The organism is Nocardioides sp. Leaf307 (assembly GCF_001423135.1).
In the GTDB taxonomy this organism is placed as follows: Bacteria; Actinomycetota; Actinomycetes; order Propionibacteriales; family Nocardioidaceae; genus Nocardioides; species Nocardioides kribbensis.
Window position 1 is genome coordinate 1 of the sequence record NZ_LMNY01000003.1, and the last position, 19870, is coordinate 19870.

The window sequence follows — 19870 nt, forward strand, 5'->3', positions numbered from 1 at the left end:
GAGATCGCCCGCTCCGTCACCGAAGCCGCCGGCGGCGCCAACGGCATCGCCGACGACATCGCCCAAGTCGCCTCCGCCGCCGACGACACCCGCCACGGAGCCCACAACACCCTCGAGTCCGCCACCGCCCTGGCCACCATGGCCACCGAGCTCAAAGCCCTCGTGGCCCGCTTCCAGGTCTGAGGGGGCTGACATGGAGGCATCCACCCAGCAGTCGCAGACCGTCACCGTCGACGTCTGGTCGAGCCCGCAGGCCCTCGAGAACGCCGTGCCCGAGGCCTTCCGGCTCTGGGCGTCCTGGTACGGCGAGCCGCACCCCGACCGGTCGGTCCACCTGCTCGCCTGTCCCTCGGGGGCCTACGCGCCCTCCAAGACCGGCGTGGCCGCGGCGCTCGACGCGCCCCGACCGCCCGGCACGCCGGGGCGGGTCTCGGTCGTGCTCACCGACGACCCGACGGCCGCCGAGTCGCTCTGGCTGCTGCGCACCGTCACCCGCCTGGCCGAGCCGCAGCTGCCCTGAAGCCCCACTGTCCCGGGGCCCGGCCCCGGGGACCGGGCCCCGGGGCTCAGGCGGGGGCGTCCACGCCCAGCGGCGGCGGCGCGTGCCGCTCCAGCCGGCGTACGTCGCGCGAGAGCAGGGCCAGCAGCGACGAGGCGGCCATGACGCCGCCGACCACGAGCAGCCACCGGTCGTAGCCGACCGCCTCGGCCACCGGCCCGGTCAGCGCGAGGCCGACCGGGCGGGAGACGAAGGAGCCGACCTGGTCGAAGGAGTACACCCGGGCCAGCCGGTCCTCGGGCACGTTCTGCTGGATCGAGAGGTCCCAGGCCACCGAGAAGACCTCGAGCCCGAAACCGTGCACGAAGGCGCCCAGGAGCACCACGACGAGCTGGTCGGAGACGGCCATCGCCAGCGGGAACGCCGCGGTCAGCGAGAGCATCGCGACACCGACGCGCAGCCCGTGCCGCGGTCGCCAGCGCAGGGTCACCAGGCCGCCGACCACGAAGCCGGCCATCAGGCTCGCCAGCGCCCAGCCCCACGCCGCGCGGCCGAACCCGTCGCCGACCACGATCGGGCCGAGCACGCCCTGGGCGCCGCCGTAGACGAGGTGGTAGAGCAGGGCCTGGCCGATGAGCAGCCACAGCCAGGTGCGGCTGAGCACCTCCCGCAGCCCGACCCCGAGGTCGCCCAGCACCGACGCGCCCACCGAGGCCCCCCGCACGTGCGGCACCCGGAGCGCGGCGTAGCACCCCGCGGCCACGGCGTACGTCGCCGCGTCGACCGCGATCGCCCACCCCGGCCCGGCGGCCGCGACGAGCACCCCGCCGACCGAGAAGCCGACGATCTGCGACCCGGTCTGCCCGATCCGGCGCACGGACACCGCCGAGGCCAGCTCGGCCGCGGGCACGGTCAGGCGGGTCATCGCCTGCGACGAGGGGCCGCTGAGCGCGGCCAGGCAGCCGGTGACCACCCCCATCGCCGTCAGCAGCGCGATGCTGGCCGCGCCGGTGAGGAGCACCGCCGCGAGCACCGCCTGCACCAGCGCGCACGCGCCCGCCGAGCCCTCCATCAGCACCTTGCGCGAGACCCGGTCGCCGAGCACCCCGCCGAAGAGCACCGTGACCACCTCGGCCAGCGCGAAGGCCGCCACCACCAGGCCCAGCTCCTGCGCCGAGCCGCCGAGGTCGATCACCGCGAAGGCCAGCGCCACCGGCGCCATCGCGTTGCCCAGCGAGCTGGTCGCCGTGCCGGCCACGAGCAGCCGGAAGTCGCGGTGGCGCAGCGGCCCGAGCCGGTCGGTCACGCCGACCACCCAAGCCTGCGCGGGCCCGCGGGGTCAACCGGGTTCGTACGCGACCCGCACTTCCGCGAGCCCGTGCCTAGAAGCCGAAGAGCTTGCCCAGGCCGGAGAAGAGCGCGTTGAAGGTCCGGGTGACCGGGTTGGCCGCCTCGCCGGTGTCGGACTGCTGCCCGAAGAGCGGGTGGTGGCCGGTGAACTCGTCGTCGACGAGGGGCGCGCGGCCGCGCAGGTAGGGCCAGAAGACCTCGGTGCGGTTGACGCCCACGCTCAGGCGGGAGTCGAAGCCCATCACCAGGTTCTGGTTGACCCTGGTCGCCCTGCCCTCGGGGTTGGTCGCCACCACGTCGCCGCAGCCCTCCACGATGAGGCCTCCGGTGCCGGCGAAGAGGATGTAGCGCACCTGCCAGGTCGCGAGGGCGTGCACGCCCCACCGCCAGCGCGTCTCCAGCGCGGGCGTCCCGACGACCCCGACCACATGCTTGGGGTGCATCACCAGGCCGGGGTGGTCGCGCAGGTCGATGCGCATCAGGTAGGCGTTGGGGTCCTCGGGGTTGGCCAGCGTCACCGAGCTGCCCGTCTCCTCCCCGACCAGGCGGCTCATCTCGTGCAGCCCGGCGGCGTAGCTGATGAACGGCGAGGACCAGTCGTAGAGGAGTCGGCTGCGGGCCCTGCCCTGCACCGAGCGCACGTGCGCCGACCGCGTCGACAGCACCTCGCCGGCGCCGACGTGGACGGTCATCGTGCGCTGCGCGTCGCTGGTGCGGATCTCGGCGTCCGCGGCCTCCGCCTCATCGGCCAGCCGCACCGGCGTGTGGAGACGGCGCACCACCGGCATCAGCACGAAGTAGCTGACGACGCGCAGCACGATCGGGGCGAGCAGGACGGTGAGCGCGATGACGGCCAGCCACTTCCACGACCGGGCCCACTGGTCCACGACCCAGCCCGTGCCGGAGCCCTGCGCCTCCTCCAGGGTGTCCTCCTCGCTCCGCGTCTCCGCGAGCGCCGACTCCTGCGCGTCGATCTCGTCCTGGCGGAACGCCGGGTCGTCGCCCCGACCCAGCCGGTCCAGCTTCTCCTGGTCGCTGAGGTCGGGGTCGCGCAGCACGGCCACGCCCTCCTCGGCCCGGGCGAGGCCGTCCTCCAGGGAGTCGAGCGCCTCGTCGGCCTCCCGCACCGCCGCCTCGGCCGCGTCGCACGCATCGCCCGGCGTCACCAGGTCGATGAGGTCCCGCACCAGGCCGCAGACGTCCTGCTGGCCGTCGCGCAGCCGCTCGACCTCGGCCCGCTTGTCGGTGACGGCCCCCTGCAGCGTGCCGACCTCGTCGCCGAGCTCGGCCTCCAGCGAGGCCGTCGCCTCGCTCCGGGCCGCGGCGGCGGCCGCCTGGAGCCGGCCCAGGTCCTCCTGCAGCGCGGCTCGCTCCTCGACGACCCGCTCCAGCCGGTCCCGGTCGGCCGCGGCCTCGCGCAGGGCCGGCACCAGGGACTGCATGACCAGGTAGCCGAGGAACAGCGAGAGCACCAGCGCCGCCAACAGGCCGAGCTTCCGCAGGAAGAAGCCGACGACCGTCGACACGAGACGCATGGGCTCGATCCTAGTGTCGGACGTCTTTACCGTGGCGCGCTCTCACGGGCGGTACGTCGGCAGCCATCGCCGGCCCCGGCACCCGGCCGCGCTCCGGCGTCCCTCCGGTCGTCGTCCCGCGGCCGACGCCCCGCTCCGGCGCCGACACCGACCGGCAGACTGGGGCCGTGACCAGCGCGCGCGACGTCCTCCGGCAGGTCGTGCGTGCCCTCGAGGCCGACGGTTTCGGCGCCGACGCCGTCCACGTGCTCCTCGCCGACGACAGCGCGGTCCACCACTGGTCCCCCGACGTACGCCGCGACGTCCACTCCGCCGCCAAGGCGGTCTGCACCCTCGCCGTCGGGCTGGCCTGCGACGCCGGCCTCTACGACGTCGACGCGCCGGTCACCCGCTACCTGCGGCCCCCGGTGGTCGGCGAGGGCGTCGAGTCGGTCACGACGCGGCACCTGCTCTCGATGACCAGCGGCATCGACCTGGCGTGGAGCGACACGATGCTGACCGACTGGCCCGACCTGGCCCAGGAGTTCCTGTCGCGCCCGTCCGCGGGGCGGGTCTTCCAGTACTCCAACGCCAGCACCTACACCGCGATGCGCGCGCTCAGCAGCGTCGTCGGCGACGTCGCCGACTGGCTGCAGCCGGTTCTCTTCACCCCGCTCGGCATCGACGCTCCGCCCTGGGATCGGTGCCCGCACGGGTACGTCGCCGCCGGCGGAGGGCTGCACCTGCGGGTAGAGGAGCTCGCGCGCCTGGGCCGGCTGATCCGCGACGACGGCGTCTGGGAAGGACGGCGACTGGTCTCCTCGCGCTGGACCACCGGCCTGCGCTCGGACTGGACCGAACGGGACGCGGCCTCCCCCGCCTACGCGCGCTACTCCCTGGGAGCGTGGGGCGGACCGGGCGAAGCCTGGCGCCTGCACGGCGCCCACGGTCAGCTCGTGCTGTTCCTCGGCGACGCGGTCGTGACCATCCTGGCCCACGACCACGCCGGCGCCGATCACGCAGCCGACCGCGTCGTGGCGATCCTCACCTCACGAGGCTCGGAGAATGCACAAAGTCGCGGACCGATGACGGGCTGCAATTCGGCGTGATAGGAGCCGCTCGACTCTAGAAGGAGCCCCGACGTCATGCCCGACACTCGTGAGTCTCACGTACTTCGACGCGGCGCATTGCCCCATCTGAGACGCGCCGACGCCATATCGTACCCGTGTGTCGAACGAACGAGTCCGGGATGAGCTAAGAGCAATGGTCGTTGAGCGCGACTGGGACCAGTTCCACTCGCCTGAGAACCTTGCCAAGAGCGTGGTGATTGAGGCCGGGGAACTGCTCGAGTGCTTCCAATGGTCGCCTGACGTGCCGACCGGTGACGTCCTCGGCGAACTGGCCGATGTCCTCACCTACTGCCATCTCCTGGCGGCGAAGCTAGGCGTCGACTCCGATCAGATCGTGCTCGACAAGCTGGATCGGACGCGGGCCAAGTATCCGGCAGACAAGGCTCGGGGACGGAGCGCGAAGTATGACCAGCTTCCGGATTGAGCGGGTGCCCTTCACGAGCGAAGCCGTGCGCAACCTACGGCTGCTCGACGCCAAGTTCACCAATTGGCCGGCCGTCTACACCTTGGGCGATTCGCGGAAGGTCTACGTCGGGGAGTCGCTGAACGTGTCGGCGCGACTGCGCCAGCACCTTGACTCGGCAGAACGCCGAGTACTCAGCACTGCAAGAGTGGTGATCGATCCGACCTTCAACAAGTCCGTGTGCTTGGACCTGGAGTCCACCCTGATCCGCTTGCTCGCGGGCGATGGTCAGTTCGAAGTGATCAATCGAAACGACGGCATCACCAATGCCGACTATTTCGACCGAGGCAAGTACAACACCGTTTTCCGCGAGATCTTCGAGCGCCTGCGCGAGGAGGGAGTCTTCAGCCGATCGATCGAGGAGATCGAGAACTCTGACCTGTTCAAGTTGTCGCCCTTTAAGGCGTTGAGTCCCGAGCAGTCCGTCATTGTCGAGGACATCCTAGAAGGCCTTTTCGACGACCTTGCGAACGGCCGATCGTCACGCATCGTCATCCAAGGCGACCCTGGAACCGGCAAGACCGTGGTCGCGATCTACCTAATGAAGCTCCTGAGCGACATCCAGAACGCCATCGGTGGCGAGGCCCCGGAAGGTGACTCACTCCTGGCCGACTTCTTCGTTCAGGGATTCCCGGAGTTGCTGACAGGCTTCCGCATGGCTCTCGTGGTGCCGCAACAATCCCTCCGCAAGTCGGTGAAGATGGTCTTTCGCAAGACTCCGGGGCTCAACCCCAAACAGGTACTGAGCCCATTCGAAGTGGTGTCTGCGGGGCACCAGTTCCACCTTCTGGTCGTGGATGAGGCACATCGGCTGAATCAGCGAGCGGCCCAAGCAGCCGGCCCTTTGAACTCGATGTTCCCGAGCAACAACATCAAGCTCTTCGGCCACGACGACGTGCGGTACACCCAATTCGACTGGATCAACGCCGTCAGCCGGCATCAGCTCTACATGGTCGACGGCGGTCAGGCAGTCCGCCCAGCAGACGTGTCCCCCCAAGTTCTGGAGGCGCTGCTGGGTGAAGCTCGTCGAGGCCAACGCTTTTACCGGCTGCAATCACAAATGCGCGTTCGGGCGGGTCAGGACTACGTGGCCCACGTGCGAGCCACTCTGGACGGTACCGCACGAGGCCCTGCGCGCTTCGACGGATACGACCTGCGGTTCTTCGACAACCTCTCCGTGATGCGCAACGCCATCAGCGCGCGCGAACGCGAGTACGGTCTGGCCCGCCTTCTTGCCGGCTACGCCTGGGGATGGGCAAGCAAGAACGACAAGACCGTCGTCGACTTCGTGATCGACGGCGAACAGCTTCGCTGGAACTCGACTGCCGTGGACTGGGTCAGTTCGCCGGGTTCAGCGGACGAAGTTGGCTCGATCCACACCATCCAGGGTTACGACCTCAACTACGCGGGGGTGATCATCGGCCCGGACCTACGATTTGACACCGACACCGAGCGGATCGTGCTCGACCGAAAGAGCTACCGCGATCCGCGCGGCATGACCAATAACAAGTTTCACGGCATCACCTACTCGGACGAGGACATCCTTGTCTTCGTTCGCAACATTTACTCGGTGCTGCTGACGCGAGGGATGCTCGGTACATACGTGTACGTGTGCGACCCAGCACTTCGGGCGCACCTCCGACGGTTCTTCTAACTCGAGCACCCTTCAGTGACTGAGGGCTTCGCTCGATAAGCGAGATCATGCCCGTTGGCGGATGCCGCGAGCCGGTCATTGACGGTGTTCATCGCGCGCGTTCTGGTGGACCACGCCCGGGCCGCGGTGGCGGTTCTACACATCACCTTGACCGCGGACGGTTCCAACGTGTCGATCGGCCCGCGCGATCTCTTCAGACGATGCCAGTCGACATCGCTGGCGAGCCCCCGATAAACGCAGAAACCGCAGGCCATCTAGATGACCTGCGGCTTCGTGTGCGGTGCGCCTGTAGGGATTCGAACCCCAAACCTTCTGATCCGTAGTCAGATGCTCTATCCGTTGAGCTACAGGCGCATGTCGGGCGATCCGGCCGGGGCCGGTGCGACGACTGGTCGAGGATAGCCGACCGGGCACCGTGGGCCGAAATCGGCCCGTGCCCGGTCGGCTACTCCGTCAGGAGTCGGCGTCGGCGAGGGCCTGGGCGACCCGGCGGTGGGCCTCCCAGATCTCCTCGGGCAGGCCGTCGAACTGCTGGAGGTGCTCCTCGCGGAAGCCCATCTCCTGGCGCCAGCGCTCGACGTCGATGTCGAGGATGCGGGCCAGCTCGTCGGCGGGCAGGTCGAGGCCGGTGAGGTCGAGCTCCTCCTCGGTGGGCAGGACACCGACCGGGGTCTGGCGGCCCGAGACCTCGCCGGCGGCGTACTTGACCAGCCACAGCAGCGGGCGCAGGTTCTCCCGGTAGCCGGGCCACAGGAAGTGGCCGTCCTCGGCGTCGCGCTGGAACCAGTTGACGTGGGCGAAGATCGGCTGCTGCGTGGCGGCGCCGATGATCTTCAGCCAGTGCGCGGCGTAGTCGGCCTCGGCGTAGGCCATGAAGGGCCGCATCGACATCGGGTCGTAGCGCAGCTGGCCGTCGAGGCCGTCGGCGGCGAAGGTCGCCTCGGCGCCGAGCGTGAGGCCGTCGTAGACGCCCTCGGCGAGGTCGGTGATCGCGCGCACCAGCGGCTCGCGGTCGCGGGTGCGGCCGCCGAAGATGATCGCGTCGACCGGCACGCCGGCGGGGTCCTCGAAGTCGCCCGCGACGTTGGGCACGTTGGCCAGCGTCGTGGTGAAGCGGCTGTTGGGGTGGGCCCACGGGGAGTCGTCGCCGGCCTCGCGGTCGGAGATCTTCTCGCCCTTCCAGTCCTCCCACCCGGTGACGTCGGCGGGGTAGGTGGGGGTCTTGCCCTCCCACCACACCTCCTGGGTGTCGGGGTTGTAGGCGACGTTGGTGAAGATCGCGCCGCTGCCGGGCTTGATGGAGTCCAGCGCGGTGGGGTTGGTGAGCTCGTTGGTGTCCTTGGCGACGCCGAAGACCCCGTTCTCGGGGTTCATCGCGTAGACCTTGCCGTCCTCGCCAACCCAGAGCCAGGCGATGTCGTCGCCGTAGAACTCCACGTGGTAGCGGCTGCCCATGGCGTCGGGCGCCAGCGTCATGGCGAGGTTGGTCTTGCCCGAGGCCGACGGGAAGCCGCCGCACACGTGGTACTTCTTGCCGGTCTCGTGGTCGGTGATCCCCAGCAGCATGAACTGCTCGGCGAGGAACTTGCCCGACGCGCGGCCGTCGTAGCAGGCCTGGCGCAGGCCGTGGGCGATCTTGCCCAGCAGCGCGTTGCCGCCGTACGACGAGCCGAAGTGCAGGATCGTGCGCTGGTCGGCGACCGTGACGAAGTAGCGCTGGTCGTCGGGGGTGCCCTGGCCGAGGTTCTCCAGGTCGCCGGTGACGTGCACGGCGCGCACGAACGAGCTGGGGTCCTCGAGGTTGTCGACGTGGGCGGTGCCGACGCGGGCCATCCGGATCATGTGGAGCACGACCGGGCGGTTGTCGGTGAGCTCGACGCCCGCGGCGTAGGCCTCGAGCGGGGAGCCGGGAGGCGCCATCAGGTAGGGGATGACGTACATCGTCTTGCCGCGCGACTGACCGCGCATGCGCTCCAGCTGGCTGGAGGTCATCTCCTCGGCGTCGCGCCAGTTGTTGTAGACGCCCTTGTCCTCGGGCTTGCTCGTGGCCACGATCGTGCGCTCCTCCGAGCGCGCGGTGTCCTTGAAGTAGGAGCGCGAGTAGTACAGCCCCTCACCGGCGGGCAGGAGCTCGCCGGCCTCGAGGGCCTCAGCCACCAGGCGGGCGTCGTCGGAGGCGTTGACGACCTCGATCCGCTCGGGCTCGGTCACCCCCGCCCAGTACGCGACGTACTCCCGCACGTGCGGGTTCTTGAGACCCGCCTCGTCGAGGACCTTCTCCACATCGACCATGTCCAGATTCGCCTTTCCCGGGGCTGCTTGACAGGCACGCTAGCCGCTCTTTACCCCCCTTCCGCACGCCAGGGTCGTTGGATCGATCCAGACTGGACAGGCGATTTTCGGACCTCCCAGCGAGCCCTCCGCGGCCTGTGACGTGGGCCACGAATCGTGGATCGATCCAAGTCAGGGCGCGGCGCGGCCGGGTCGCGGGGCGCTCGTGGCGGGCCCGTGGCGGGGTCGCGGCGCGGTCGCCGGGGTCTCGCCCGGGTGGCCCCTGCGGGGGGTGTGTCATCATCCGCAGCAGACTCGGGGAACGCGGCACACCAGGTGCTCGCGCACGACGACGAGCCAGGTCAGGGGCCAGGTCAGGGGGACGCGTGGCGGTGTTCGGGCCCGAGGACAGGGCGGCCTTCGAGGAGCACTGCGTCGCCCTCTACGAGGACATGGTCGCGGCCGGCGGCATGGCCGCCGACGACCCGCGGCTGGCCGAGGGCGCCGACGACCGGCCCGCCTTCGACCTGCTCGTGCAGCTCGGGCTGGTCAGCCTCGACGCCGACAGCGCGACCTGGCTCCCCGAGGACCCCGCCGCCGTCCAGTCACGGGTGGTCACCCCGCTGAGCACGGAGGCCGGGCGCCTGCTGGAGGAGTCCTCGCAGTGGGCGCGCGCCTTCGGCCCGCTGCGCCAGGCGTGGCGCCGCGCCCCGGAGACCGGCGGCCGCGGCCCCTTCACCTACCTGCGCGGCGCCGCGATCGGCCCCTACATCGGTGGGCTCACCGCGGAGACCGAGAGCGAGCTGCTCACCGCGCAGCCGCAGACCGGTCGCGACCCGCAGACCCTCGCCGAGGCCGCGCTGCGCGACACCGCCGCCCTCGCGCGCGGGGTCAGGATGCGCACGCTCTACCAGCACAGCGCCCGGCGCAGCGCGGTCACGCACAAGTACGTCGCGGCCGTCACCGGCCTCGGCGCCGAGGTGCGCACGCTCGACGAGTTCTTCAACCGCATGATCGTGGTCGACCGCCGCGTCGTGGTCATCCCCGCCACCGACGACAACACCCTGGCCATCGCCGTGCGCGAGCCCTCGGTGGTGGCCTACCTGGTCGACGTCTTCGAGCGGGCCTGGGAGCGCGCCCGCCCCTTCGGCAACCGCGAGTCCACGACGATGAAGGACATCGCCGAGGAGCAGCGGGCGATGACGATCCGGATGCTCATCGAGGGCCACGCCGACCCGGTCAGCGCCAAGCGGCTCGGGGTCAGCCCCCGCACCTACGCCGGCTACGTCGCCGACCTCAAGGCCGAGCACGACGCCGACACCCGCTTCCAGCTCGGCTACCTGATGGGCCGGCGCGGGGTGCAAGGCGACCGGGCGCTCGACGGCGAGGCGGGCGCGCCCGACCAGGAGTGACGCTCCGCCGCACGGCCCGGCGCGCAGGGTGCCGGGCGTGACCGGTCCGGGTGTGACCGGGCTGGGTGTGACCGGGCCGGAGGTGGAGGGGCCGGACGTGGGCCGGACCCGCACGCCAGCGGCGTACGGGTCCGGAACCAGCGAGGACAGCGACCGGAGTCGCTGTCCTCGGGGGGAGACGGGCCGTGGACCGGCACTGGGACCGAACAAGTCGGGGGGGACGTTCGCTCCCCGTCTCACAAGGGAGAGGCGCGGGGCCAGCCCGCGCTCAGGTCACTTCTTGCTGACGCAGCCGCCGCAGCCCCAGCTGGTGTCGGCCTGGGCGGGGGCGGAGGTGAGACCGACGAGGCCGACGCTCAGGACGGTGGCGGCGACGGTGACGGCGAGCTTGCGGGCGACGTTCATGGCGGAGTCCTTGTCCTCGGGGGCCCACGGAATGGCCCGTGGCCCCATCCTCCGTCGTCGGCGTCGCGATCGGGCGCGGCGGGTTGGCTCAGAAACCTGCATTGCAGAAGGTTGCAGCCGCCGTCGCGGAATAGCGGTCCGGCCCCGAGGGCGGCCCGTGCACTGCCACGAGGGTCGCGCGCGCCGCGGGGCCTTGGCAAGCACCCCGCCGGTCCAGCGGTGTCGCCCGGGTCACGCCGGCGACGCGACGGGCGCGAGGGGCCCCGTCGGCAGGGACAGGACGACCCCCGGCGGAGGAGTCCGACGGGGGTCGTGGCTGGCGGAGGCGGCGGGATTTGAACCCGCGAGAGGGTTCAACCCTCAACCCGCTTAGCAGGCGGGCGCACTAGGCCACTATGCGACGCCTCCGAGAACAGCGAGCACAGGCTACAAGGCGGCCCTCCCGGCGCACCAATCAGGCGCGCGGACCGGACGCGTCGCGCTGGGGGCGTGCCCCATCGGGGCACCGGTCGAGCAGGGGTCAGGAGTCGCCGAGGCGGCGCAGGCCGCGCCCGGCGTCGAGGCGCCGCTGCACCTCGCGCACCAGCTGCTCGCGGTCGATCGCGACGGCCTGCACCGGGATCGTCGTCGTGCCGCCACCGCGCAGGTGCAGCACCAGGCACGGGATGCCGCGCGGGGAGGAGGTGGCCGCCGACTCGACGTCGCGCCAGGCGGCGTCGCGCACGCCGGCGCCCCGCACCAGCCGCACGTGGTAGCCCTCGGCGTCGGCGCGCAGCACGTAGGCCCGTGAGCGCAGCCACCAGCCGAGGGTGATGACGCCGACGACGCCGAGCACCAGCGGCACGAGCAGCAGGTCGCCGGACCACCCCGCCACCGCGACCAGCGCGGTGCCGCCGAACATCACCAGCGCCAGCGCCACCAGGCCGGCGCCCACGAAGCGGGCGGCCAGGGCGGGGTGCATGCGGTAGTCGTGCGGGGTCGGCAGCGGCTCGGGCATGCCTCGATTGTCCACCCGCCCGCTCCTCGTAGACTGCGCGGGTCGCACCACCCGCGCTGCGGGCGGGCGCGGCGAGGAGGGGTGCCGGAGCGGCCGATCGGAACCGCCTTGAAAGCGGTCGTAGGGAGACCTACCGCGGGTTCGAATCCCGCCCCCTCTGCCACGTGCCGTACCTGGCCGGCCGGGTGCCCCGGACGTACGGCGCCGACGGGTCGGGCCCGGTCGGTCGGGCCCGGTCGGCGAGGGCCGACGGTGGGGCGGGTCAGGCGCGGGTGAGGGCCACGAGCAGGTCGCCCTCCTGGACGACGTCGCCGGGGCTGACGCGCACCTCGGTCACGACGCCGGGGACCTCGGCGATGACCGGGATCTCCATCTTCATCGACTCCAGCAGCACCACGGTGTCACCGGTCTCGACGCGCTCGCCGGGCGCGACCGCGATGGTGAGCACGTTGGCCACCATCTCCGCGAGGATCTCCGTCACCTGTTCACGAGCCACGTCTCGAACCTAGCCGTTACCGGCGCGTACTACTGCAGCGCCGAGGCCCGAGGTGGCTCCGGGCGCACCGCGGCCTCGGCCTCGGCGCGGCGGGCCCGCGAGCCGCGCGGGCCGGTGAGGGCGAGGTCGACGCGGATGACGACGAAGCCGATCACCAGGCCCACCACGAGGCCGTAGCCCACCGAGAGGCCCGCCTCGAGCAGCGAGGTGGCGGGGTTCATCAGCGCGGTGGTCACCGGGGCCGTGGCCGCCACCCCGAAGGCGCAGATCCACCAGCCCTGGCGGCGCCGGGCGCGCATGTGGCAGCCCCACGCGAGGGCGGGCACGCCCAGGACGGTCTCGATCGGACGGGGGAACGCTCCGAGGGTCTCCCGGGTCCACCGGACGCCGTCGAGCACGCTGTCCACGGCGTCGCCGGGACCGTAGCGGCGCAGCAGCTCGGCGTAGGCCAGGGTCAGGGCGAGCAGGAGCCCGCCGCCGAGCACGCCGACCAGACCGCGGCGGCCCAGGCCGTGGAGCCCGGCGCCGAGGCGGTGGACGAGGGCGAAGGCGGCGAGCAGGGAGAGCCCGAAGACGGTGTACTCGAAGCGCACCTGGGCGATGACCGGCTCGAAGCCCAGCATGGCCAGCGCCCCGCCCGCGGCCACCAGCACCGCCAGGGCGCACTCGCGGGCGGCCTGCACGAAGCGCTGCGCCGGCACCGTGACCATCACGCCGAGCACCGAGGCGACCGCGCACGTCATCACCGCGGCGCCCGTGCGCAGCCAGTCCTCGTCGAGCACCAGGACGCCCACGCCGAGCAGCAGCGCGAGCGCGCCGAAGAGCAGCGGCCGTCCGCCGGCGCGGGCCACCAGCGCCCAGGTGTAGGCGCTGGTGACGGCCACCGACCCGATGCCCGAGAGCAGCCGCTCGTCGGCGGGCACGACGTCGAGCAGCGCCACCACGAGGGCCGCCACCCCGCCGAGCACCACGACCCACCAGGCGGCCAGCGGGGCCACGCGGCGCCATCCGGCGCGGGTCGGCGTACCCGGGGAGGCGTAGGGCCGAGCGTCGGAGGGGGTGCCGGAGGGCGCGGTGCTCGAGGGCGCGGGGGTCGCGGGGTCGGGGGCGGGCACGAGCGGAGAGGCTACAGACGCCGGTTGGCCAGGGAGGGGTTGGTACGACGCGCCTGCGCCAGCACCGCGGCGCTGATCTCGGCGCCGACGACCTCGGAGCCGTCGCCGGCCTCGGCGAGCACGTCGCCGAGCGGGTCGACGAGCATCGAGTGGCCGGAGTAGCGCGGGGCCGGCTGGGCCGCGGCCGCGACGTAGACGGTGTTCTCGATCGCGCGGGCCCGCACGAGGGTGCGCCAGTGGTCGACCTTGCGCTCCCCCGCGACCCAGGCCGCGGGCACCACGAGCAGCTCGGCGCCTGCGTCGACCAGGGCGCGGGCGTGCTCGGGGAAGCGCAGGTCGTAGCAGGTCATCAGACCGACCCGCAGGCCGGCGAGGTCGACCACCCGGGGGGTCGTGGGGCCGGCCGTCAGCACGTCGGACTCGCGGTAGCCGAAGGAGTCGTAGAGGTGGATCTTGCGGTACTCCGCGCTCACCGCCCCGCGCACCACCAGCGTGTTCCACGGGCGCTCGGGGTCGGGGCCGGTCTCGAACATCCCCGCGACCACCGTGGTGCCGGCGGCGGCCGCGACCCGGGCCACCTCGGAGGCGAAGGGCCCGTCGACCGGCTCGGCGTGCTCGCCCAGCGGCGAGCCTGCGGTGCCGAAGTCGCGGGCGAAGGCCTCCGGCAGCACGACCAGGTCGTGGCCGGTCGGCACCAGCGCGGCCAGGCGCTCGCGGTTGCCCGCGGGCTCGAGACCCGAGGCCTCCTGCACGAGGGCGACCCGTGCCGTGGTCCACGTCGTGTCGGCGGTCATGGCTCCAGCCTGCCAGCCGGCCGCGACCGGTGCGAGACTCCAGGCATGCCCGGCTCCTCCCCCACCGGCCCCCTGCTCGACCCCGACACCGGCGGCTTCTGCGCCGTCGTGCTCGCCGGCGGCACCGCGGTGCGCCTCGACGGCGTCGACAAGGCCGGCGTCGAGCTGCACGGCCGCTCGCTGCTCACCCACGCCCTCGACGCACTCGTCGACGCCGCCGAGGTCGTGGTGGTCGGCGACCCGGTGCCGACCGAGCGGCCGGTCACCTTCTGCCGCGAGTCGCCGCGCCACGGCGGCCCGGTCGCGGCGCTGCTCACCGGGCGCGACGCCCTCGTGCGGGCGCCGCGCACCCTCGGCGTACTGGCCGTCGACATGCCCCGCGTCACCGCCCACACCTTCCGCCGCCTCCACGACGCGCTCCTCGGGGAGGACGGTCCCGCCGAGGACCTCGACGGGGCGCGCCTGGTCGCCCCCGACGGACGCCACCAGCTCGCCCTCGTGCTCCGCACCGACCGGCTCGACGCCGTGCGCCCCGACCACGAGGGGCAGCACGGCATGGCCATGAGGCACCTGCTGCGCGACCTGCGGCTCGCCGAGGTCGCCGCCCTGGGCGAGGAGCACCGCGACGTCGACACCTGGGCCGACCTGCGCGACCTCGCCGAGCCGCCGGGCTGAGGCGGCTGACCCCAGGGGGCGGTCGTGGGGCGGCCGTCGGGGCGGCCGTCGGGGCGGCCGTCGGGAGCCGCCGGCGGGGGCGGCGCTCGGTGCGGCCGTCGGGGGCCGCCGGCGGGGGCCGTGGTCGGGGCTGCGCAAGCGGCGCAATTGCGCGGAACCGGCCAGGCGGCTTGGCCCGGTTTGCGTGGCTGGAGCACGGTCGCCGGCGCCTCGACTGCGGAAACGGCGCAATCGCGCGGGACCCGGCGAGCCGCTGGGCCAGGTGTGCGCGGATGGAGTAGCGGTGCGGACGGCTCCGCTGCGGAACTGGCGCAATCGCGCTGGGGGACCGCGACGCCGGCGGGGCTGCGCAAACGGCGCGATGGCGCGAGAAGGATCGAGCCGCCGAGCCAGGTTTGCGTGGCTGGTGCACCGGTCCGGGCGTCTCGGCTGCGCAAGCGGCGCAATTGCGCGGACAAGACCGGGCAGCTGAGCCAGGTTTGCACCGTTGGCGCACCGGTGCGAACGTCTCAGCTGCGCAAGCAGCGCAATGGCGCGGGAAGGACCGCGCCGCGAGTGGGGGTCAGCGGGAGACCGGGGCCGGCACCCGAGCGGCCGGCACCTGAGAGGCTGGGGCCATGACCTCCCCCGCGGACGACCAGACCCCCGCCCCCGCCGTGCCGACGCTGGCCGACTGGATCGACGAGGCCACGGCGGCGCTCGGGCTCGAGGGTCACGAGGTCGACGAGGCGCTCGTGCTCGACCTGGCCCGCGTGGCCGCGCACGGGGTGCTGCGGCCGGCCGCGCCGGTGACCACCTACCTCGTCGGGCTCGCCGCCGGCCTGCGCGGCGGCGACCCCGCGGTGGTCGAGGAGCTGTCGGCCCGCGCCGAGCGGCTGGCCGAGGAGTGGGCCGCGCGCCACAGCGCCGGCTGAGGGCTGCCGCCTCTGGACTGAGGCCTCCAATCGCCGGCCTCCGGGCTGCGGTCTCGGGCTGCGGGCTCGGGCTGCGGCGTACGACGGCGGCGCGCCGGTCGGCAGCGGGCCTGGACCTAGGGGTGGTCCGGGCGTCGTCGCGGCGGCCTAGGGTCGCAGGCATGCGTGCTGTCGTCGCCCAGGGGACCGGTGGTCCCGAGGTCCTGTCCGTCACCGAGCTGCCCGACCCCGAGCCGGGGCCCGGCGAGGTCGTGCTCGACGTCGCGGCCGCGGGGCTCAACCGCGCCGACCTGCTGCAGCGCCAGGGCCACTACCCGCCCCCGCCCGGCGCCTCCGACGTGATCGGCATGGAGTGCTCCGGCACGGTCTCCGCCGTCGGCGAGGGCGTGACGCGCTGGGCCGTGGGCGACGAGGTCTGCGCGCTGCTCGCCGGTGGCGGCTACGCGACGAAGGTCGCCGTGCCCGAGGGCCAGGTCATGCCCGTGCCGGCCGGGCTCGACCTGGTCACGGCCGCGGCCGTGCCCGAGGTGGCGGCCACGGTGTGGTCCAACGTCTTCATGATCGCCGGTCTCGAGGCCGGGCAGACCTTCCTGGTGCACGGCGGCGCCGGCGGCATCGGCACCTTCGCTATCCAGCTGGCCCACGCCCGCGGCGCCCGCGTCATGACCACCGGTGGCACCGCCGAGAAGCTCGCCTTCTGCCGCGACCTCGGCGCCGACGTGACCATCGACTACCACGACCAGGACTTCGTCGAGGTGGTCAAGGAGGCCACCGACGGCGCCGGGGTCGACGTCATCCTCGACAACATGGGCGCCAAGTACCTCATGCGCAACGTCGACGCGCTCGCCCTCGAGGGCGTGCTCGTGGTCATCGGCATGCAGGGCGGTGCCAAGGCCGAGCTCGACCTCGGCACCCTGCTGCGCAAGCGCGGCAGCGTGGTCGCCACCTCCCTGCGGGCGCGCTCGGTGGAGAACAAGTCTGCCATCTGCCACTCCCTCGTCGAGCACGTGTGGCCGCTGCTGGCCGACGGGTCGGTCACGCCGGTCGTGCACGGCACCATGCCGCTCGACGAGGTCGTCGCCGCCCACGAGCTGATGACCTCGGGGTCGCACACCGGAAAGATCCTGCTCACGACGTGACCGGCCCCGCCCGCAGCGGCTGCGACTCCCGGTCACTGCCGCTGCTGCCGGGCGCCCCCGACCGACCTCCCGACCGGTCTCTCGACCGATCTCTCGACGTACCTAAGGTGGAACCCATGACCGAGCAGCAGGGCGAGAGCCCCGAGCAGGAGCAGCAGATCGTCATCGTCGGCCCCGACGGCCAGCCGATGGGCAGCGTGCCCGCCTCGGCCCTGGCCGTGGCCGCGCAGGCCGCGAGCGGCGACGAGGACGGCGACGGCGACGGCGAGCGCGCCGTGACCGACCTGGTCGAGCAGCCGGCGAAGGTGATGCGGATCGGCAGCATGATCCGTCAGCTGCTCGAGGAGGTGAAGGCCGCGCCGCTCGACGAGGCCAGCCGCAACCGGCTCAAGGACATCCACCAGGCCTCCATCGCCGAGCTCGAGCAGGGCCTCGCCCCCGAGCTGGTCGAGGAGCTGCAGCGCCTCAGCCTGCCCTTCACCGAGGACTCCACCCCGTCGGAGGGCGAGCTGCGCATCGCCCAGGCCCAGCTGGTCGGCTGGCTCGAGGGTCTCTTCCACGGGATCCAGACCGCGATCTACGCCCAGCAGATGCAGGCGAGGGCGCAGTTCGAGCAGATGCGTCGCGGCCTGCCCGCGGGCCAGGGCCACCCGGGCCCCGGTCAGCCGGGTCAGCCCGGCCAGCCGGGGCAGCCGGGTCCGGGGCAGCCGGGCGCCGAGTCGCCCGGTGGCTCGGGGGGCATGTACCTCTGAGCGCCCGACCCGCCCTCAGCAGTGCGGGGGGCTCAGCGCGGTGCGGAGGGCGCGGCGCCGTCCGCGGGGGCGGCGGCCGCGAGGGTCGCGAGACCGGTGAGCGCCACGGGAAGGCGCACGGCGCGGCCTGCGTTCGCCCGCCCGCCGGCGACGTGAGCGGGGACGGGCGGGAGGCGGTGCCGCGGCACGGCGGCTCCTCGGATCGTCGCAGGGCGGGACGTGGCGGCGCGACCGCGGCCCCCGAGGTGGGCCGGGGTCGGCCTGTGCCCGCCGCTGTAGACGGTCCGAGGGCGGCGGCGGTCGGAGCTGTCCTCCGGCGCCGGGGAGTACGGGGTAGTCGGACGGTCGTCCGACGCTGGAGACCCCTCCGGGCAGTCCGTCCGGGTTGATCGAACGTTCGTTCAACCCGGGAGACGTTGCCGGCGCTGGGGACGGTCTGAGGAGGGCCGCGGTCGGAGGGTTCTTCCGGTGCCGGGCCGTGCGGAGTGGTCGGACGGTCGACCGACGCTGGAGACCTCCGGGCAGACTGTCCGGGTTGATCGAACGTTCGTTCAACCCAGGAGACGTTGCCGGCGTCGTGGAGCGCCGCGCAGCCGCTGCCACCCCCAGGGGGTGCCGGTCGAGAGCGCCTCAGGGGGAGCCGGGCGGGGTGCGGGCCCCGGCCCCGGGTCCGGTGCCGGGTCCAGAGCCGGAGCCGGGCCCAGATCCGGGGCCGAGGCCGGGGTCGGGGTCAGAGCCGGGCCCAGACTCGGGGCCGGGGCCGGGGTCAGAGCCCGGAGCCGGAGCCGGGCTGGCGTCCGGTCGCGGGAGGCGTCGGCAGGCCGGCCAGGCGGCGTACGACGGTGAGCCCGTCGGGAGTGCCGGGCCAGTGGCGGTCGAGGGCGTCGGGCCCGGCGCGACGCACCACGGAGCGCAGCGCGAGGGCGACGACCACGACGTCGTCGGCCCAGCCGACGACGGGGATGAGGTCGGGCACCAGGTCGAGCGGCATCAGCAGGTAGGCCAGCAGCAGCACGAGCCGCAGCCGCACGCCACGGGGGAGGTCGGGATCGGCGGCCAGCGCGCGCAGCAGCCGCACGACGTCGGGCAGCAGCCGCAGCGCCTCGCGCAGGCTGCCCGTGCGCTGGTCGCGGCGGGCCAGCAGCCACAGCGCCAGGACCAGCCCGGCCCACAGCAGCAGGAGACCACCGCCGACGGCGACCAGGGTCGACCAGGGCCGGCTCACCGCGCGGCCTCGCGGTCGCACGCAGGCGCGGGTCCGACGGCGGTGGCGAGCCCGGCCGCGGGTGCGAGCACGGGTCCAGCCGCCGGCCGGCAGCGCAGCACCGCGGGTGGGCGGACCACTGACGGTGGGCGGAGCACCGACGGTGGGCGGGTCAGCGTCGGTGGGCGGAGCACCGACGGTGGGTAGGTCAGCGTCGGGAAGCGGGTCACCGACGGTGGGCGGAGCACTGAGGGTGGGCGGACCACCGCGGGTGGGCGGGTCAGCGTCGCGGGGCGGGTCAGCGTCGCGGGGCGGGTCAGCGTCGCGGGGCGGGTCACCGACGGTGGGCGGAGCACCGACGGTGGGCGGGTCAGCGCCGGTTGAGGCGGCGGACGACGACGAGGCCGAGCAGCCCGACGATGACCAGGGCCGCGCCGGGGGCGGCGGCGCGGGTGAGCGTGGTCGGCTCGGCCGGGTCGAGGGCCTCGAAGGAGGCCTGCTCGGGCTCCGGCGAGACCGGCGGGCGGGGCTCGGCGATGACGATGGCGTCGACCTGCTCGACGTAGGAGGCCGTGGCCGGGGCGGTGCCGCTGTCGCCGCCGGCGAACCAGGAGTCGCCGTCGGCGGCGACGACGAAGACGTACTCCTCGCCGTCCTCCAGCGCGCCCAGGTCGCAGCCCTGCTCGGTGCCGCGCAGGCTGCGCACCTGCACCTCGGGGGTTGTGACGCTGCTGCGGCCCTTGTAGACCAGGTCGACCTGCACCTCGTGCAGGATCTCCGCGCCGTCGCCGCCCTCGGCCTGCGAGCTCGTCGAGGAGGTCACGACACCGGTGAAGACGGCGTCGGCGGTGCGGATCTGCTCGGCGAGGTCGGCGTCGGCGCAGGTGTTGGGCGTGCGGGAGGGCGACGGCGAGGCCGACGCGGAGCCGGCGCCGCCGGAGGCTCCCTGACCCACCAGCACCGCGAGGACGACCAGCGCCACCACGAGCAGACCCGTGGCCCACCGCAGCAGGGGCGTGGCGGCCGGGGCCGGCGGCGTCGCCGACGCGGCGGGTGTCTGTCCGAGGGCGGGCACGCGCCCATGAG

19 protein-coding genes, 3 tRNA genes and 1 pseudogene are annotated in these 19870 nt (G+C 73.2%); 11 read left to right on the forward strand and 12 right to left on the reverse strand.

From position 1 onward, the window contains the following. Together ASF50_RS19320 and ASF50_RS14965 are read left to right on the forward strand one after the other, a co-directional pair. Positions 1-183: pseudogene (locus ASF50_RS19320) on the forward strand (chemotaxis protein); the annotation flags it as partial. Positions 184-193: 10 nt separating this feature from the next. Further along, positions 194-520 (forward strand): hypothetical protein, encoded by a 327-nt coding sequence (locus tag ASF50_RS14965; RefSeq protein ID WP_056905058.1) that lies wholly within the window; start codon positions 194-196, stop codon positions 518-520. A gap of 46 nt (positions 521-566) precedes the next feature. On the opposite strand, the gene ASF50_RS14970 is transcribed toward ASF50_RS14965, so the two are convergent. Continuing rightward, positions 567-1805, reverse strand: coding sequence for an MFS transporter (locus ASF50_RS14970; RefSeq protein WP_235557692.1), 1239 nt, complete (start codon positions 1803-1805; stop codon positions 567-569). A 76-nt stretch (positions 1806-1881) separates the two neighbouring features. After that, the gene (locus ASF50_RS14975) at positions 1882-3384 is read right to left on the reverse strand and encodes a hypothetical protein (protein ID WP_056905060.1); all 1503 of its coding nucleotides are present in this window, start codon (positions 3382-3384) and stop codon (positions 1882-1884) included. Positions 3385-3551: 167 nt separating this feature from the next. On the opposite strand from ASF50_RS14975, the gene ASF50_RS14980 reads away from it, so the two are divergent. The 3 genes from ASF50_RS14980 to ASF50_RS14990 all read left to right on the forward strand — a co-directional run bounded on the left by ASF50_RS14980 (position 3552) and on the right by ASF50_RS14990 (position 6610). Further along, positions 3552-4472, forward strand: a complete 921-nt coding sequence (locus ASF50_RS14980) for a serine hydrolase domain-containing protein (protein ID WP_056905061.1) — start codon at positions 3552-3554, stop codon at positions 4470-4472. 118 nt (positions 4473-4590) lie between these two features. Then, positions 4591-4917, forward strand: a complete 327-nt coding sequence (locus ASF50_RS14985) for a nucleotide pyrophosphohydrolase (RefSeq protein WP_200920208.1) — start codon at positions 4591-4593, stop codon at positions 4915-4917. Next, positions 4898-6610 carry a DUF2075 domain-containing protein gene (locus tag ASF50_RS14990; protein ID WP_056905063.1) on the forward strand — a complete coding sequence of 571 codons (1713 nt, stop codon included), beginning with the start codon at positions 4898-4900 and terminating at the stop codon, positions 6608-6610. The genes ASF50_RS14985 and ASF50_RS14990 overlap by 20 nt, the downstream gene beginning before the upstream one ends. A 281-nt stretch (positions 6611-6891) precedes the next feature. Here the strand turns inward: ASF50_RS14990 and ASF50_RS14995 are convergent. Both ASF50_RS14995 and ASF50_RS15000 read right to left on the reverse strand, forming a co-directional pair. After that, positions 6892-6964: transfer RNA gene (locus tag ASF50_RS14995), tRNA-Arg, on the reverse strand. 99 nt (positions 6965-7063) lie between these two features. Beyond that, complete coding sequence (locus ASF50_RS15000) at positions 7064-8902, reverse strand: phosphoenolpyruvate carboxykinase (GTP) (protein ID WP_056905064.1); 1839 nt, start codon at positions 8900-8902, stop codon at positions 7064-7066. Positions 8903-9267: 365 nt separating this feature from the next. On the opposite strand from ASF50_RS15000, the gene ASF50_RS15005 reads away from it, so the two are divergent. Further along, complete coding sequence (locus ASF50_RS15005; protein ID WP_156718337.1) at positions 9268-10293, forward strand: LuxR family transcriptional regulator; 1026 nt, start codon at positions 9268-9270, stop codon at positions 10291-10293. 273 nt (positions 10294-10566) lie between these two features. Here the strand turns inward: ASF50_RS15005 and ASF50_RS19940 are convergent, their stop codons facing one another. The 3 genes from ASF50_RS19940 to ASF50_RS15015 form a co-directional block, all read right to left on the reverse strand. Continuing rightward, a complete protein-coding gene (locus ASF50_RS19940; RefSeq protein WP_267477223.1) occupies positions 10567-10698 on the reverse strand; it encodes a hypothetical protein in 132 nt (43 codons plus the stop codon). Between the two features lie 317 nt (positions 10699-11015). Beyond that, positions 11016-11106, reverse strand: a tRNA-Ser gene (locus tag ASF50_RS15010). A 112-nt stretch (positions 11107-11218) separates the two neighbouring features. Further along, positions 11219-11695, reverse strand: a complete 477-nt coding sequence (locus ASF50_RS15015) for a hypothetical protein (protein ID WP_056905065.1) — start codon at positions 11693-11695, stop codon at positions 11219-11221. A 75-nt stretch (positions 11696-11770) separates the two neighbouring features. Here ASF50_RS15015 and ASF50_RS15020 point away from each other — a divergent pair. Further along, positions 11771-11858 (forward strand) — tRNA-Ser (locus ASF50_RS15020). 99 nt (positions 11859-11957) lie between these two features. On the opposite strand, the gene ASF50_RS15025 is transcribed toward ASF50_RS15020, so the two are convergent. Genes ASF50_RS15025 through ASF50_RS15035 form a run of 3 tightly spaced genes read right to left on the reverse strand, consistent with a single transcriptional unit; the run spans position 11958 to position 14100 of the window. Continuing rightward, on the reverse strand, positions 11958-12191 hold the full coding sequence (locus ASF50_RS15025; protein WP_156697971.1) for a biotin/lipoyl-binding carrier protein: 234 nt from the start codon (positions 12189-12191) through the stop codon (positions 11958-11960). A 29-nt stretch (positions 12192-12220) separates the two neighbouring features. Beyond that, positions 12221-13306 (reverse strand): hypothetical protein, encoded by a 1086-nt coding sequence (locus ASF50_RS15030; protein ID WP_156718338.1) that lies wholly within the window; start codon positions 13304-13306, stop codon positions 12221-12223. An 11-nt stretch (positions 13307-13317) separates the two neighbouring features. Continuing rightward, positions 13318-14100 carry a carbon-nitrogen hydrolase family protein gene (locus ASF50_RS15035; RefSeq protein ID WP_056905066.1) on the reverse strand — a complete coding sequence of 261 codons (783 nt, stop codon included), beginning with the start codon at positions 14098-14100 and terminating at the stop codon, positions 13318-13320. 45 nt (positions 14101-14145) lie between these two features. On the opposite strand from ASF50_RS15035, the gene ASF50_RS15040 reads away from it, so the two are divergent. From ASF50_RS15040 to ASF50_RS15055, 4 genes are all read left to right on the forward strand, one after another. Then, the gene (locus ASF50_RS15040; protein WP_056905067.1) at positions 14146-14775 is read left to right on the forward strand and encodes a molybdenum cofactor guanylyltransferase; all 630 of its coding nucleotides are present in this window, start codon (positions 14146-14148) and stop codon (positions 14773-14775) included. 617 nt (positions 14776-15392) lie between these two features. Next, a complete protein-coding gene (locus ASF50_RS15045; RefSeq protein WP_056905068.1) occupies positions 15393-15689 on the forward strand; it encodes a DUF6457 domain-containing protein in 297 nt (98 codons plus the stop codon). A 161-nt stretch (positions 15690-15850) separates the two neighbouring features. Continuing rightward, complete coding sequence (locus tag ASF50_RS15050; protein ID WP_056905069.1) at positions 15851-16828, forward strand: NAD(P)H-quinone oxidoreductase; 978 nt, start codon at positions 15851-15853, stop codon at positions 16826-16828. Positions 16829-16944: 116 nt separating this feature from the next. Next, a complete protein-coding gene (locus ASF50_RS15055; RefSeq protein ID WP_056905070.1) occupies positions 16945-17580 on the forward strand; it encodes a bacterial proteasome activator family protein in 636 nt (211 codons plus the stop codon). A 766-nt stretch (positions 17581-18346) separates the two neighbouring features. Here ASF50_RS15055 and ASF50_RS15060 read toward each other — a convergent pair. Continuing rightward, on the reverse strand, positions 18347-18805 hold the full coding sequence (locus tag ASF50_RS15060; RefSeq protein ID WP_056905071.1) for a YkvA family protein: 459 nt from the start codon (positions 18803-18805) through the stop codon (positions 18347-18349). Between the two features lie 349 nt (positions 18806-19154). Further along, the gene (locus ASF50_RS15065; protein WP_056905072.1) at positions 19155-19859 is read right to left on the reverse strand and encodes a hypothetical protein; all 705 of its coding nucleotides are present in this window, start codon (positions 19857-19859) and stop codon (positions 19155-19157) included. Positions 19860-19870 lie beyond the last annotated feature (11 nt).

Bases quoted from the DNA above. Each gene is read 5' to 3' on its own strand.
- ASF50_RS14965 (WP_056905058.1), top strand. From the start codon at position 194: ATGGAGGCATCCACCCAGCAGTCGCAGACCGTCACCGTCGACGTCTGG.
- ASF50_RS15050 (WP_056905069.1), top strand. From the start codon at position 15,851: ATGCGTGCTGTCGTCGCCCAGGGGACCGGTGGTCCCGAGGTCCTGTCC.
- ASF50_RS15045 (WP_056905068.1), top strand. From the start codon at position 15,393: ATGACCTCCCCCGCGGACGACCAGACCCCCGCCCCCGCCGTGCCGACG.
- ASF50_RS15035 (WP_056905066.1), bottom strand. From the start codon at position 14,100: ATGACCGCCGACACGACGTGGACCACGGCACGGGTCGCCCTCGTGCAG.
- ASF50_RS14990 (WP_056905063.1), top strand. From the start codon at position 4,898: ATGACCAGCTTCCGGATTGAGCGGGTGCCCTTCACGAGCGAAGCCGTG.
- ASF50_RS14975 (WP_056905060.1), bottom strand. From the start codon at position 3,384: ATGCGTCTCGTGTCGACGGTCGTCGGCTTCTTCCTGCGGAAGCTCGGC.
- ASF50_RS15040 (WP_056905067.1), top strand. From the start codon at position 14,146: ATGCCCGGCTCCTCCCCCACCGGCCCCCTGCTCGACCCCGACACCGGC.
- ASF50_RS15055 (WP_056905070.1), top strand. From the start codon at position 16,945: ATGACCGAGCAGCAGGGCGAGAGCCCCGAGCAGGAGCAGCAGATCGTC.
- ASF50_RS19940 (WP_267477223.1), bottom strand. From the start codon at position 10,698: ATGAACGTCGCCCGCAAGCTCGCCGTCACCGTCGCCGCCACCGTCCTG.
- ASF50_RS15015 (WP_056905065.1), bottom strand. From the start codon at position 11,695: ATGCCCGAGCCGCTGCCGACCCCGCACGACTACCGCATGCACCCCGCC.
- ASF50_RS15000 (WP_056905064.1), bottom strand. From the start codon at position 8,902: ATGGTCGATGTGGAGAAGGTCCTCGACGAGGCGGGTCTCAAGAACCCG.